Source organism: Melioribacteraceae bacterium, assembly GCA_035362835.1.
In the GTDB taxonomy this organism is placed as follows: domain Bacteria; phylum Bacteroidota; class Ignavibacteria; order Ignavibacteriales; family Melioribacteraceae; genus DSXH01.
Window position 1 is genome coordinate 811,697 of sequence record DAOSDY010000001.1, and the last position, 15,681, is coordinate 827,377.

Here is a 15,681-nt window from a genome sequence, read left to right on the forward strand (position 1 = left end):
TTAATTAATCTTTGGTTGTATCCAGTTCTCTTCCGAGCAAATGCTTAAACCAGAATTCAACTCTCTCACGAGTTGCATGCTGAGCGAGAGGGAATCCGATACCGTGACGCTGATTCGGATAAAGCATCAGTTCAAAATCCTTATTAAGTCTCTGCAGGTCATAAATCAGCTGAATAGAATTCTGCATATGAACGTTATCGTCAATTGTACCGTGGGTAACAAGCATTTTGCCTTTGTACTTATCGACATATGTAAGAACCGAGCCGGCTTTATAACCATCGGGGTTTTCTGCGGGAGTGTCCATATAACGCTCGGTATATACATTGTCGTAGAGCTTCCAATCCATCACTCCGAACTCCGCGATGCCGTGCGTAAAATAATCTGCGCCGTAAGTTAATGCAAGAGCGGAAACATATCCGCCGTAGCTTCCGCCTGTAATGCCAATTCTAGTAGTATCGATAAATGATTTTGTCTTGAGCCATTTAACCGCAGCTATATAATCATTCATTTCCCATTTGCCTAGATTACGGTGCATCAGTGCAACACCTTTCTTGCCGAAATGGCCTGTTCCGCGGTGGTCAACCGAAATAGAGATTATTCCGTTCTGGGCAAGATAATGCTGGGCGAGACCCATCGAATAGGAATTTCTGACCGATGGAGCATTCGGTCCGCCGTATTCGTTGAAAATAACTGCATACTTTTTATCTGGATCCAAATCAGCCGGTAGATACCAGATGGCAGGAAGGTCGTAACCGTCGCCGGAAGGGATTGTAAAGAGTTCTACATTTGCACGGTCAAACTCTTCTGCTGCAGGATTTCTTGAATCGCTTAAAGTTCTGATCAGCTTACCGTCGGTTGAATAGAGTTCCGCTTTAGTCGGTGTTGTAATGTTACTGTATGAATCGATATAATATTTCCCGCCTGGTGAAACAGAACAGCTGTGAATTCCGTCAGCCGCTGTAAGTTTTTTAAATCCGCTTCCGTCAAGATTTACAACAAAAAGATGGCGGTCCGTGCTTTTCTCTTTCCATCCTGTGAAATAGATTTTCTTATTTGATTCATCAACAAGATTAATACTTGTTACTTCCCATTCCCCCTGTGTCAACCGCTTTTTAAGCTTTCCATTCAAATCATAGTAATAAAGATGGGAGTATCCATCGACATTTGTTCTTAAAATAAATCCGCTTTTATTATTGAAGAAATAGAGGTCTTCGAACCACTCAACCCACTCCTTCTGTTTTTCATTATAGATCTCGGTTTTCTTTCCGCTATTTGTATCAACCGAATAAAGAATTATGTTATCCTGACCGCGGTTCATCCACTGGACAGTTAATTTATTTTCAGGTGTCCACTCGGGCCAGGCAATATAATGATCTGCTTTCTCTTCAAAATCGGCCCATACAATTTTTCCGTCGGAAACTGTAGTAATACCGAGTTTAACATATGGATTAGGATCCCCGGGTTTCGGGTATCTCTGTTTTTCCAGTTCGCCATGCTGGCCATCGGCTTTTGTAAGATAAAATTCAGGGACCGGGTTATCGTCAAAACGGAGGAATGCAATCTTATCGCTGTTAGGCGACCACCAGTACGCTGAATATTGAGTTGCCCGGCCAAGTATTTCCTCCATATAAACCCATGAAGCCCAACCGTTATAGATAAGATCAGTTCCGTCATTTGTAATTCTTATTTCTTTTTCGAGTTCCACATCATAAACATAGAGATCATTATTTTTTACATATGCCACTTTTCTGCCGTCAGGAGATAGTTTTGGAACCCGTTCTTCAGCATCGTCATTTGTAAGTTGTTTAAATGAATTATCCGGACGTGAATAATGGTAGAGATTATTCTTCTGATTGAGAAGATAATAATTGTAATCCCCGGTAACTCCCGCAGGCCGGTCTATCGAAAAACCATCGGGTAATTGAACGGAGCTGTTGTCTATATACAGAGTTGATTCGCCGGTAATTACATTAGTTTTCATTAGAACCGAGCGCGAACCGGGTTTTGCCGGGTCGGCTTTGGTTTCAAGGTAATGATTATCATCCGCCCAGCCTTGGGGACGGGACATCATCATAAATCCCCGCATGTCTCTACCGCCCTCATAAACCTGCTTGTATGTAAGTTTTTTCTTCTGTGCGGTTGAATCAATAAAAGTTACTGCAAGTAATAAAGCGATAAAAGTGATAAATAAAAATCGCCGGTTAATCATGTTTCTACTCCTTATATGTTTTTTCTTAGTAGATTCATTTTTCTGTAAACAAACATTTAGATTTCCAATCAGATGTTTCTTATTCATTGCATTTAAATCCGGCAGGTTTATTCTGAGATTGATTGAAAAATATTTTCCCCCGCAGGATTAAACCGGTTACCAGGCATATGCTTCGGGTGCCTGACCGCCCGGCCCCGGCCAAATTGCATCCAATTTCTTTAATGCATCCTCGTTCAATTTGATTTCCAGCGCTTTTGCATTTTCCTCCAGCTGCTTAACTGTTCTTGGACCCACAATCGGAGAAGTAACCACCGGGTTATTAAGTACCCAGGCTAAGGCAACATCAGCGGGATTCAATCCGAGTTCTTTACAGAAATTTTCGTATTCCTCGATTTGCGGACGGAGTTTTTCAACCGATTTTTGCAACGGTTCTCTTGTTCTTCTGCCTTCTTTGGCCTTCTCTAAAACGCCGCATAGAATTCCGCCGCCCATTGGGCTCCACGGTATCAAAGCGATTCCGAATGCTTTGCATGCCGGGATAACTTCGAGCTCAATATTCCTGTTGCGGAGACTGTAAATGCTCTGTTCCGAAACTATGCCAAGGGAATGTCTTTCTTTAGCTTTGTAGTAAGCTTCGGAAAGATTCCATGCCGCAAAATTGCTGCTTCCCACATAAATAATTTTTCCTTCGGCAATCAGCTGATCCATGGCCTGATAGACCTCGTCCCACGGTGTATTACGATCGATGTGGTGCATCTGATAAAGATCAATATGGTCTGTCTGCATTCTTTTAAGACTCTCTTCGCATGCTTTTTTTATATGATAGGCTGAGAGCTTAGAATCATTAGGTCCCTCCCCCATTTTACCGTAGACTTTAGTAGCGAGAACCACTTTATCTCTTCTGCTTTTATCTTCGGCAAACCATTTTCCGATTATTCCTTCTGTAACACCAACTCCTTTTTCCCAGCCGTAAACATTTGCAGTATCGAAGAAATTAATACCGAGATCAAGCGACCTGTTCATAATACCGAAACTATCCTGTTCGGAAGTATAGGGACCGAAGTTCATTGTACCAAGACAGATTCTGCTTACTCTTAATCCTGTTCTACCTAAAAAAGTATATTCCATTTTTTACCTTCCAATATTCTAATACAGTGCTAATATAAAAAAGATAATTATCAGATATTGCCGGCGAGAAAAAAAGCCGGACTAAATAATTAATCCGGCTTATTCCCACTTATTATCTGGCAGGGCTCAAGATCTTTTCTATAAGGCCGCTTAAATCCTGAAGATGGTATCTGGTAACATCATCTTTCGATTTTGCGGCGGCAGAGGATAGCTTGGCCTTCAGTTCAATCATTTTCCCTCTGGCAACCGGTGGAAGATCCGTATACTCAGGTGAACGCTGAGCGGTCTGCATTGTGCGAGCCGGTGTTGCCGGAGAGGTCTGAACCTGTTTTTCAGGGTTAATCTTTTTTCCTAGCTCATCAATGAAAGCACGCTGAAGCTTCCTTCTATAAGGATTTATCTGAATATTCTTCTCCGTAAGTTCGTTGAAAATTCCGCTTGAAAGATCTGTCAGAAATTCACTTACCGTATAGATCTTTTCGCCCTTGTATTGCTTGGCTTCCGCATCGGACATTCTCTGAATCCTAGTATCGCTCAGAAGATTTTTTAACAATGCAATCTGCGCGTTCGTTATCCTGTCTACATGCCCGGAAGGCTCGATCAGTTCGAGCAGCTCACGTTTAACAAGAACCGGATTAAAATTAAAACCACTTTCAAGGAGCAGATTCACTGCTTTTTTCTGCCTTTCATACGGAACCAGAGTATAGACGGGTCCCGGCTGTCCGACATATTTATCAACTTTATTAACGCCGCCTATAATCATAGCGACATGCCCGAGTTCGCGGGCCATCTGCTGAATTACTCTTTCGTAAAGAAGATTCAGCATGGAATAGTCAGTGCTCTCTTTTGTGGTTGCGGCGGGAATAATAAAATCCATTATACGATAAATATTTTTGAGTCCGAGTTCAGTAGCTTTAATTCCGTCATCACCCATATCCTCGGTTTGAGAGGAGGGATCATACTGTGAAAAGTTGCTGAACTGAAGGAATGGATTTGTATCCTGTCGTCGTACAATTTTTTCGAGGAACGGTCTTTCTTCATCCGGTGTTTTTGCTTCCGGGAAGGGGGTATAACCCCATTCTGCAGCGAACTTATCATAGATACTTATCATCGGATATAATCTTGCATTGTCACCCGGCTGAGCAACATAATTGAATCTTCCGTAATCCATTATCGAAGCTTCGTTACCATATTTTTCTGTAAACGATTTGCTTCTAAGGCTATCGACAGGAAAAACAGAACTGGCTCGCCCGTTATGCGGGAAACCGAGTGAATGGCCAACCTCGTGGGCAACTACATAACGAAGGAGCTCGCCCATCAGATCGTCCGGGAGCGGAATTCTTTGAGCTCTGGGATCGAGGGGAGCTACCTGAGTGAAGTACCAGGTTGTAAGAAGATTCATAACATTGTGATAGATTTTAATATCGGCTTCTAGAATTTCGCCAGTGCGCGGATCGTGAACATGCGGACCGAAAGCGTTTTCGATTGTACTCGGAAGCCAGCTTATTGAAGAAATAGTTGCATCTTCAGTATTCCAGTTGGGATCCTCATCAACGGTAGGGGCATATTTTGCAATAATTGCATTTTTAAACCCTGCCTGCTCGAAAGCTACCTGCCAATCCTCAACTGCCTGTTTGAAATAAGGTTTCCATTTTTCAGGAACACTTCGATCGATGTAGAACAGAATCGGTTTAACCGGTTCGGATATTTTTTCTGCAGGATTCTTTTTCTCAAGCCGCCATTTTGTAATATAGGTCCTCATTTCAGCACGGTGTGAATCGTATCCGTAATCCTCTTGAGTCAGACTGAAGAATCCCACACGCGAATCGGCCAGTCTTGGCAAAATCGGTTGAAGCGGAAGATGAACCATACTGTAATGCATCATAACCGTAACAGTGCTCAGTGTATTATCGGTAGCAACTTCATCAACATCGAAAGTAAGAACAACATCCGCTTCGATGTTTTCAGAGTATGGTGTTATTTTTTCGATGAAAGAACGCTTCGGATCGAGGCGTCTGGCTTTAAAATTTTTCTTCGGAATGAATTCGGTTTTTTCAGCGGTCATAAAATCAGTTACATCTATTACCATCGAACTGTCACGTCCATATGCCTGAATATCGAATGCCATCAGTATTGCAGGAAAAGTCGATGCGTCCACGCCGTGGTAGACGGCTTTTTCTTCATCCGCTACCAGAGTATACTGAATTTGTTTAAGAAGAATCTGATCATTTCGTTTATCCCATCTTACAACCTGATTATTATAAGAGATTCCGCCATACCCAAGTTTCGACTGAACCTTCCTGATCTGGGAAACCCAGAGGAAGAGCCGTCCTAATTCATTTTCAGGAATTTCATAATACCATTTACCGTCAACATAATGAACAGTGAAAACACCCTGGTTAGATTTTGCGTCTTTTGTTATTACTTCGGTGTAAGATTTGATTTTTGATTTTTTTGCTTCAGGCTTTTCCTTTTGATCCTGGCCTGAGAGAGCAGTTACCGAAAGGAAGGTACAAAGCACAATCAACAGAATTGAAGAATTAAATTGGATGAGATGTTTTTTCATTGCCGACCCCATATTTTGAAATTAATTGAGAAGAGGAAAAGAACAATTTTTACGACAATAAACTTATAGCCTAAAATGTGAATTCTCAACAAGTAGATTTAATTATTATAGCGTATATTTTGAGCAAAAATTTTGAGATGGAAGATGAAAAGAATTATTATTTCCGCCCTCATTTTACTTACACTATCATTTTGCGCCGAAGAACCGATTACAATACCGCAAGAATTTTCCGGATTAAAACTTACAAAACACCTTACAGGAGCCGAAGCAATTAATTTCGTAAACCGTCTGCACTTCAACTCAGTAACTTCGGAAAAGAATGAGATCGGATTTTACAGCGGAGAGAAAGGTAACGCCATTATATATGTTACTTATTATAATGATGAAAACACAGCATCCGATAATTATGAGAAAATGACTGTAAAAATTTCGCCTGAGAATTCTGTTTTTGAAAAGGGTTCATTTATGACTGTATCCGGCAGAAGAGTTTATAGGACATTCGGAATGGGTCAGACACATTATGTTTTTACAATTAACAATAAACTATTCTGGATTTCGGCGGAAACCGTATGGGCCCGTAAATTTTTGGATGAATATATTGACCTTATCGATTGAAAACCTGATTTTTAATTAGATGTATCTGTTTATAGCGGGGCTATAGCTCAGCTGGGAGAGCGGTACGTTCGCAACGTATAGGTCGAGGGTTCGAATCCCTTTAGCTCCACATAACTTCAAACCAACTAGAGGAGAAGTATAAATGGATCAAATAGAAAACATCAATCTCGATTCCTCAGAATCTTTCAAACCTCCTACATATTTCCAGATGATTTTCTCACAAATGATTAACGACATGAAATTTGTGGGGATGTTCGTTATAATCATCGGGGCTATCAACTGTCTCTCGATAATAGGGGCGATAGTCGGTATCCCTTACATCTTTATCGGAATGAGAATGAGGGAGTCGGCTGAACAATTCGATATCTTCAGAATGAATAATGATGCAAGGGCAATGCGTGCAGGATTTGAACTTCAGGCTAAGTATTATAAGATCATTAAAATACTTATTATTATTTCGCTTGTTCTTATGGTTCTCGGAATTATTTTATTTATAGCTCTGTTGATACCAATGATTTCAGCTATTCAGGAAATGCAGTATTACGGTTAGACAATTTTGATTATGCAATAATTCAGGCAACAAAATAAACACCCTCTCGCTTTGAGAGGGTGTTTATTAATAAAATTAATCGAATACCTTTTCCAATTCCTGGTAAAGGTGGTGAACCTTATCAACAGCTGCAATAACCGCATCCTTATTATTGCCCTTTTCAACTACCGAATTGAACTGATCCACGGCATCATTAAGTGCTTTTCTTGATGCATCAAATTTTTCATTTCTCGATTCGAGTCTTTTTGAAAGCTTTGAATTCATCACGTCAATCATTTTGATCTTCATTTCGGCTGCAGCGGATTTAATCTTTTCAAAATTATATTCCGGTGCATAATAGTGATAGAGCATATAGAGGATCTGATGGAAAGCATCAACTTCCTTAACCATCGGTTTAACGGTGCGGACGAGCATTTCATATTGAGTATGAAGTTTCTCGGCGGCATCGAGAAGCGGCTTGGGGTCTTCTTTACCTGCAGCCGACTTATATTCTTTAACAGTCGCTTTCAGTGCAACAAGCCCTTCGTTCCACTTTGCTTTTTTATCCTGAAGAATTCCTTTCAACTCCACTTTTTCCAGTTTTGCAAAACCGGCTTCGATCTGCGGCAGTAAAGATTTCAGTAAAGCTACATCCTTCTCCGGCCAACCAACATGCCATAGCTGATAAATAACATCGTGGTATTCGGATAATTCCGGAACATCCGATGAAGTTTCGTGCTCGTGCTGAGCCAACACCGGAGATAAAAACAGTATTAAAGCAAAAAGAAATAACAGCTTTTTCATTTTTCCCTCTATTAATTAAAAAAGACTATACGTAACTATAAGTCCGGACATTACAATCGCAACCATACTCATAAGTTTAATGAGAATATTCAGACTTGGTCCGGAAGTATCTTTAAATGGATCGCCAACGGTATCGCCAATAACTGCAGCTTTATGAGCCTCTGACCCTTTACCGCCCATATTTCCTTCCTCAATAAATTTCTTTGCATTGTCCCAGGCGCCGCCGGAATTTGCCATGAATATCGCCAGTACAAAACCGCTTGCCAATCCGCCGGTTAGTAATCCCATTACACCGGCTACGCCGAAAATTAAACCGGTAATTATAGGGATAGCAATTGCAAGACTGGACGGAAGAATCATTTCAACTTGAGCGCCTTTCGTAGAAATTTCGACACAACGTGCGTAATCCGGTTCGGCTTTTCCTTCAAGTATCCCGGCAATTTCTTTGAATTGTCTTCTTACTTCATCAACCATTCTTGAAGCGGCGCGCCCGACTGCGTTCATGGTTAATCCGCAGAAAAGGAATGCCATCATAGATCCGATGAATATTCCAACAAGAACTTTCGGATTCATAAGATTCACTTCATAATAATCAATCAAATCCACTATTTGAGCAGTTTGGGTTTTAATTCCATTTCCAAGCTCTGTAACACCGGACCGAACAAGAGCTATTTTTACTTCTTCAATAAAAGAAGCAAGCAACGCTAAAGCTGTCAATGCTGCCGATCCGATTGCGAATCCCTTGCCTGTTGCAGCGGTCGTATTACCAAGAGAATCGAGAGCATCAGTTTTCTTTCTAACCTCTTTGCCGAGTCCGCTCATTTCAGCGTTACCGCCGGCATTATCTGCTATCGGTCCGTACGCATCAGTCGCAAGAGTGATGCCGAGTGTTGAGAGCATACCCACAGCAGCAATACCAATTCCGTATAATCCCATATTAATATTTGCGAGATCGAATCCCGAGGCAAATAAGAAAGCGAGTATTATTGCAATTCCAACTGCAAGAACAGGAATTGCGGTTGATAACATGCCAACTCCAAGTCCGGAAATTATTACTGTGGCTGGACCGGTCTTTGCATTCTGAGCCACGAATTGTGTCGGCTTATATTCGTATGCTGTGAAATATTCGGTTGCTTTACCAATCACAATTCCCGAAACCAATCCTGTAACAATTGATCCCCATATACCGGTCGCATTATCAAAGCCAAGCATGTGGACTACTATGTAGGAAAAGATAACTATCAGAATAGAACTGAAATTAATACCTCTGTTTAATGATTTCAGAAGGTCGCCAAGCTTAGCATCCTCTTTTGTCCGAACTGCATAGATTCCTGCAATTGAAAGAATGATTCCGATTGCAGCAATAAGCATTGGAGCCAGAACGGATTTGAATTGAAGCGAAGGATTATCGATAAATGCTGCGGATCCTAATGCGGCTGTTGCAAGAATAGAACCGACGTATGATTCATACAGGTCCGCACCCATACCGGCAACATCTCCCACGTTATCGCCGACGTTATCGGCAATCGTAGCGGGATTGCGCGGATCGTCTTCTGGAATATTTGCTTCAACTTTTCCCACAAGATCGGCGCCGACATCTGCTGCTTTAGTAAAAATTCCTCCGCCCACACGCGCAAACAATGCCTGGGTTGATGCACCCATTCCGAATGTTAGCATCGTAGTTGTTATTATTACAAGATTATGGCCTTCATTAAGTTCATGTGGATAAACTGAATTCAGGATTATGAACCATATTGATATATCTAATAGTCCAAGACCGACGACAACCAGACCCATAACCGCGCCGCTCCGGAATGCAACTTTCAAACCTTTGTTTAAGGATTCCATTGCAGCATTTGCAGTTCTTGCTGAAGCATAAGTTGCTGTCTTCATTCCGAAAAAACCGGCAAGACCTGAAAAGAAACCGCCTGTTATGAATGCAAACGGGACCCAGGGATTCTGAACATTAAGTCCGTATGCGAGAAACGCAAAGATGAGTGTTAATCCGAGGAAGAAAAATCCAACAATTTTATATTGTTGTTTAAGATAAGCCATTGCCCCTCTTCTTACGTAAAGCGCAATTTGAGCCATTCTTTCCGTACCTTCGCTCTCTTTCATCATCTGACGAAAGAATAAATAAGCAAAGACCAAGGCAACTGCTGATGCAATAGGTACAAACCAAAAGAGACTTTCTTGCATATTAACTCCTCATTTTGTTGAGATTAAATAAAAAAAATGATATAACACCGGGTTTGAATTTAATCGAAAGATATTTCTGAAGAAACAATCTTTGAAATTATTTACCCGTAAAAATATTGTGGCAAATTTAAGAAAAATAAAGATGAAATTATCTGTTTAAGATAAAAATCAAATGGTTTTCAGAGCGGTTTAAAAAGAAACCGGGAATTATCTTTCAATAATCCCCGGCATTGCTTTTCTATGAGGAGTATTTGTGTGGTGTCAATTCTTCGGTTGATATACGATTTTACGGATAGTATCGAATTGAAGGTAAGGATATTCCTCCCTTAAAGACTCGATAGCATCGCTTGCGCTTACTTTGTTTGATCTGAGAGATTTGAATTTTTTCCTGATGATATAATCGCGGACCGACTTTTCATCAATCAGGCCACGGCTTGTAAGGAGTGAATAAATATCATCGCTAATTAATTCAGCAAGAGGATTCTTTTCTGCTAAAACCGTGTTTTCCATTTTCTCCTCCATTTATGTTGTGATTGTTATTTCCAATGCCGGACTCCCCCTCCAAATCCGGCTCAAAGCAACTATCAATGATCCCGGGTTCTAATTATGAAATAAATAAGGGCATCTCAACAGCACAAATGTGCGGTTTTTCAGGTTTAGGGGATTAAAAAATGCACCTACCTGCATGATTATGCGGTGTTGAAAGAGATATTTGGAAGGTCAATTATTTCTTGAGGTTTAATTCCATTATATAGTTTACTTCTGCTTCAGAATCAGGAAGTTTCAGATCCGGAGAATTGAAAATCATCTTTGTATGATTTTTAAATCTGAATTCGCCTTTCATTATCCTGTCGAATACAACAACATCTAAATCAAACGTCATAGTATGTACAGTTCTTGTGTTGGGAATCTGTTCACCCCACGGATTTGCACCGTGATATTCAACATGTAGATAGTCGGTGCCCAGTTCGGTTTTGTAATTTGACGGATTCCCTAAGAGTTTTCCGAAACTTTTAATACTTACTCCGGCTCCGTCGGGATTGATTTCCATTTCGAAAGGTTCCGTTTGACCGACAGGGGATTTCATTCCGGTAAGTTCCGGTGTTAACTGATAACTAATGTACTTGCCAGTTCCCTTCCAGAATCCGAAGACTTCCGATTCAACAAGAGAATTCTCAAGATCCTCATATTTACTTAATACATCCGCTATAAATTTTTTAGTTTCCGCAAACGGCGGAATCTTTCCATATTTTTTTACAGCAGCAGGTCCGGCATTGAAAGCCGCTAATGCAAGTTCCAGATCATTGAACTGATTCATCAATGATTTAAAATAATTACATCCGGCACTAATATTTTCTGAAGGATTGCGTGGATTTTTAACTTTAAACATCTCACACACTTCTTCTGGAAGCATCATCAAACCAGATGCTCTGCTTTGGGATGAAGCATTCGGATTGCCCGCCGATGAAACAAGAATTATACTCTTAATTATATTTTTATCAACTCCGTACTGTTTTGAGTATTTCTCAATCAAGCCGTTATACTTAGTGATATCCTGGGCATTTAAACGGAACGAAATAATAACACAAAAAGTAATCTGTAAAATGATTCGAAGGGGACAAACCGACTTAGCCATTTTCACACCTCTTAAGAAGGTGAATAGAAATTATTAACTAAATAATTCCCTTTCTTATTGCTTTTGCTACTGCTTCGGATTGTGAGTGAACGTGAAGTTTACGGTAGATGTTTCTGATATGATGTCTTACTGTATCAACGCTTATGAATAATCTGTCGGCGATTGATTGATAATTATTCCCTTCCGCAAGAGAAGTTAATACTTCCTTTTCCCTCGACGAAAGCTGCGCTTCTTTATCTTCGTTTTGAACACCGATATTCTGCTGAAAAAGCGTTATTACCTGACGGGCAATTAGTGAGCTCATTGGAGCTCCTCCCTCGTAAGCATCTTTAATTGCTTCAAGCAATCTGGTAGGCGGGGTTTTCTTTACCAGATATCCGCTTGCACCTGCACAAAGGGCTTTAAGAACCGACTGGCTATCCTCATAAACTGTTAGCATAAGAATATTGAGTTCGGGTTTGATTTTCTTGGCCTTTATAATTCCGTCTATACCGCTCATACCGGGCAGACCTATATCCATCAGTACAACGTTAATATCGAGTGAGGAAATTTTACTAAGGAAAGATTCACAATCAGGAAAGGATCCAACGCAGCTGTAGCCGGGTGTACCGTTAATAAGCGCGGCCAGGCCGTCTCTTATAGTTGTATTGTCCTCTATTATAGTAACTTTAATCATATACATAAATGGATTTTAACAAGACAAAAGTAATGAATTTTTCGGGGAATTATTTAATTGGCGAGCGAATAAAATTAAAGTGAAAGTTTCAGCTAAACTTATTGATTCCGCTAATCCTGCCTTTAAACCTGATCTTCGTACCGGAGCTATCAGATTGAATTTCAAGATCACCGCCAATAAGCTTTGCTCGGCTTTTCATGTTAAGAATTCCATTGCCGTATTTAATATTATCGAGGTCTATTCCGTTACCATCGTCTTCCAGCTTAAGTTCGAGAATATCTTTATTCAGGTTAGCTTCCAGAATTATCTTTTTGCATTTACTGTGTTTAATTGAATTAGTAATAGCCTCTTTAAAGATTAAAAAGAGATTCTGCTTATAATCCATAGGAAGTCGAACGGAAGAAAATTTTTCCAGATTCACAGTTCCGAACGAGATCTCCATCGAATTCAGAAAATCGCTGTATGAATCTTTAAGTCGTAGAATTACGTGGTAAAGAGAATCCCGGTGTGGATTTACCATCCAGACAATATCGCTCATATTATCGATCAGCATCCTGGCCTTTTCGCTGATCATGCTGACTTTATGTAAGGGATCGGCGGAATTTGATTTCAATTCGTTTGAGGCAAGCTCACTTAAAATAGAAATTTCCGTGAGTCCGGAACCAATATTGTCGTGAAGATCTGCAGAAAGTTTGCTTTTCAGTTTTTCAATCGACAGAAGATTTCTGTACCGGATAGTTCCGATGTAATAGATTACAAAAGCAACAAAAAGAACCGCAAGGGTAATAAACCACCATGTTTGCCAGTAGGGTGGCGAGATGAAAATATGAAGTTCGGTTCCGACATTATTCCAAACACCATCGTTATTAGACCCCCGCACCCTGAAAATATAGCTGCCGGGAGCCAGGTTGGTATAATTTACAATCCTTCTGCGGGCGTCCACATAATGCCATTCATTTTCCATTCCTTCGAGTATGTATGCGTATTGATTGTCTGTTGGATTGGAATAATCGAGCGCAGAGAATTCAATAGAAAGAAAATTCTGATCATATGAAACATATATTGAATCAACTTCTCCTTTCACCGGTTCGTTGAATATCCTGATGGAACTAATTACTATGGGGGGAATGAAGTAATTGTCTTTTACACTGTCCGGATGAAAATAATTAATTCCGTTAATTCCTCCGAAAAACATTTCACCGCTTCGGGATTTGAAGTACGCTCCTCCGCTGAATTCAAGGCTCTGCAAACCATCACTCAGATCATACTGAGTAAACAATTCTGAGCTTGAATAGAACTTAAAGAGTCCGTTATCGGAACTCATCCAGAAGTTACCGCTTTTATCCTCCAGAACTCCATATACTACAGAGCTGTAAAGCCGGTTGCTCTGATTGTATCTTGTAAATCTTTCTTTCTTCTTATCAAATTTTAACAGTCCGCCGCCGTAAGTGGAAATCCAGAGATTTTTTCTAGTATCCTCGTAAATTCCCATTATACGGTTGTCGCTTAAGCTGGATTCATCACCAGAAATATTTTTATAAGAGATGAAATTTTTGTTTCTTTTATCGAACCTGTTAAGTCCACCGCCAAAAGTACCAATCCATAATATCCCTTCAGAATCTTCAAAGATCGTATAAACACGGTTATCGCTCAGACTGAACGGATCGGAGGGATTATGCTTATAAATTTCAAAGGAGAGTTTTTCGGGAAATTCCCCGAAAGAGTTTACTTTATTCAGTCCGCCGCCGAAAGTACCGATCCAGACATTTTTCTCTCTGTCAATAAAAATCGACTGGACCTGATTTGCACCGAGGCTCAATGTGTCTTCAGGAATGTTAAGGTAGCTTTCAAACCGGCCGGAGTTAAGGAAGAAGAGATTTAATCCGCCTTCATAGGTTCCGATCCAGAGTAATCCGCGGTCATCATACAACAAAGATCTGATATGATTGTCACTCAATGAGAATTGATTACCGGGCTGTGAACGGTAATATGAAAAGAGATTGGTTTTTCTTTCCCATTTATTTAAGCCCCCGTTGTATGTACCGACCCAGATATTATCTTTTTCATCCTCAGTAATTGCCCAGACTATATCGTCGTTCAAGCCGTTTTTATTGTAAATATCCCTGTTTATCTGTTTGAATTTAATACTGGAACGTTCAAATTTATTAAGTCCCTTTCCTAAGTGAGTTCCAATCCAGATGTTGCCTGAATTATCTTCGAGAAGAGAGAGTATATCATTTTTCGATATTGTCGACAGTACATTCGGATCGTTTCTGTAGCTTGTAAAGATTTTTTTCGAGGGATCAAATTTATTGAGGCCGCCGCCGAATGTTCCGATCCAAATGGCACCAAAGCTATCCTGGATAAGTGCGGTAATAAAATTACTCGAAACAGAAGCACCTTCTACAGAACCGGTTAAATAAGAAATGAATGAGGCATTATCCGGTGATAAGGATTGATCCTGCTTCGATAAATAATTCAAACCGCCGCCGTATGTTCCAATCCACAATCCACCGTCTTTATCAACCAGGAGATCGATAACCCGATCGTCGGTTAAACTCTTATTCCCGGTTCCTTTCCGGAAGTTTATAAAAGCCTGCTTGCCGTCCGATTCAATTAATTTATAAATTCCTTCACCAATTGTTCCTATCCAGACATTATCACCAGATGAGATAATTGATTTAATTCTTTTAGCTCTGAATCCTGTTTTATCTTTAAGGTCGAGACCGAAATATTTAGTATCTCCGGTAATAACATCGAAATTAATCAGTCCGGCACCCCATGTACCGAGCCAGAGAGAATTATTATTCCCTTTTGCAATTGAGGTGATTGCCTTATCGCCGTGTCTTGAATAGGGCAGCGGGAATTCAAAACGTCTTTCATCAAACAACGGATCTATTTTTATTCTCTCCGTAATGTAAAATCTTTTAAATAATCCCGTCCTCCTGTCAAAACTATTTAGGACTCCTTCCACGGTTCCGATCCAGATTAATCCTTTTTCATCTTCATAAATTGAAAGAATACTGTTATCCGAAATTGTTGTTGAATCGAGAGGATCATTCACAAATACTTTGAAGTTATAACCGTCATATCTGTTCAATCCGTTGGCCGTCCCGATCCAGATATATCCCTTGCTGTCCTGAAGCATGCAATTAATTGTGCTTTGAGAAAGACCATCCTCAATATTTATTTGCTTAAACTGGTATTGTCCATGCTGTGCGTTTGATGATGAAAAAATCCAGAGGTGAATTAGAATTAAGAGGTAATATTTGGCGGACATATTTTGCAAAATTTTCAAAAACCTTTTCATTATCATAAT

11 protein-coding genes and 1 tRNA gene are annotated in these 15,681 nt (G+C 40.2%); 3 read left to right on the forward strand and 9 right to left on the reverse strand.

All coding sequences use genetic code 11. The features are described 5' to 3' along the window. Window positions 1-4: 4 nt before the first annotated feature. The 3 genes from PLZ15_03420 to PLZ15_03430 all read right to left on the reverse strand — a co-directional run bounded on the left by PLZ15_03420 (window position 5) and on the right by PLZ15_03430 (window position 5,903). Window positions 5-2,296: a S9 family peptidase gene (locus PLZ15_03420; protein HOI28786.1), complete on the reverse strand. Its 2,292-nt coding sequence runs from the start codon at window positions 2,294-2,296 to the stop codon at window positions 5-7. A gap of 69 nt (window positions 2,297-2,365) precedes the next feature. Then, window positions 2,366-3,337 (reverse strand): aldo/keto reductase, encoded by a 972-nt coding sequence (locus tag PLZ15_03425; protein ID HOI28787.1) that lies wholly within the window; start codon window positions 3,335-3,337, stop codon window positions 2,366-2,368. 112 nt (window positions 3,338-3,449) lie between these two features. Beyond that, complete coding sequence (locus tag PLZ15_03430) at window positions 3,450-5,903, reverse strand: zinc-dependent metalloprotease (GenBank protein HOI28788.1); 2,454 nt, start codon at window positions 5,901-5,903, stop codon at window positions 3,450-3,452. 144 nt (window positions 5,904-6,047) lie between these two features. On the opposite strand from PLZ15_03430, the gene PLZ15_03435 reads away from it, so the two are divergent. The 3 genes from PLZ15_03435 to PLZ15_03445 all read left to right on the forward strand — a co-directional run bounded on the left by PLZ15_03435 (window position 6,048) and on the right by PLZ15_03445 (window position 7,068). Next, entirely contained in the window at window positions 6,048-6,518 is a 471-nt protein-coding gene (locus tag PLZ15_03435) for a hypothetical protein (protein ID HOI28789.1), read from the forward strand. A 36-nt stretch (window positions 6,519-6,554) separates the two neighbouring features. Beyond that, window positions 6,555-6,627, forward strand: a tRNA-Ala gene (locus PLZ15_03440). Window positions 6,628-6,660: 33 nt separating this feature from the next. Then, window positions 6,661-7,068 (forward strand): DUF5362 family protein, encoded by a 408-nt coding sequence (locus PLZ15_03445; GenBank protein ID HOI28790.1) that lies wholly within the window; start codon window positions 6,661-6,663, stop codon window positions 7,066-7,068. 75 nt (window positions 7,069-7,143) lie between these two features. Here PLZ15_03445 and PLZ15_03450 read toward each other — a convergent pair whose 3' ends face one another. The 6 genes from PLZ15_03450 to PLZ15_03475 all read right to left on the reverse strand — a co-directional run bounded on the left by PLZ15_03450 (window position 7,144) and on the right by PLZ15_03475 (window position 15,660). Then, window positions 7,144-7,851: a hypothetical protein gene (locus tag PLZ15_03450; GenBank protein ID HOI28791.1), complete on the reverse strand. Its 708-nt coding sequence runs from the start codon at window positions 7,849-7,851 to the stop codon at window positions 7,144-7,146. Between the two features lie 15 nt (window positions 7,852-7,866). Next, window positions 7,867-10,050, reverse strand: coding sequence for a sodium-translocating pyrophosphatase (locus tag PLZ15_03455; GenBank protein ID HOI28792.1), 2,184 nt, complete (start codon window positions 10,048-10,050; stop codon window positions 7,867-7,869). A 261-nt stretch (window positions 10,051-10,311) separates the two neighbouring features. Continuing rightward, window positions 10,312-10,560: a hypothetical protein gene (locus PLZ15_03460; protein HOI28793.1), complete on the reverse strand. Its 249-nt coding sequence runs from the start codon at window positions 10,558-10,560 to the stop codon at window positions 10,312-10,314. 214 nt (window positions 10,561-10,774) lie between these two features. Further along, complete coding sequence (locus tag PLZ15_03465) at window positions 10,775-11,686, reverse strand: lytic transglycosylase domain-containing protein (protein HOI28794.1); 912 nt, start codon at window positions 11,684-11,686, stop codon at window positions 10,775-10,777. A gap of 37 nt (window positions 11,687-11,723) precedes the next feature. Next, complete coding sequence (locus PLZ15_03470) at window positions 11,724-12,368, reverse strand: response regulator transcription factor (GenBank protein ID HOI28795.1); 645 nt, start codon at window positions 12,366-12,368, stop codon at window positions 11,724-11,726. A gap of 82 nt (window positions 12,369-12,450) precedes the next feature. Next, complete coding sequence (locus PLZ15_03475; protein HOI28796.1) at window positions 12,451-15,660, reverse strand: two-component regulator propeller domain-containing protein; 3,210 nt, start codon at window positions 15,658-15,660, stop codon at window positions 12,451-12,453. Window positions 15,661-15,681: the final 21 nt, after the last annotated feature.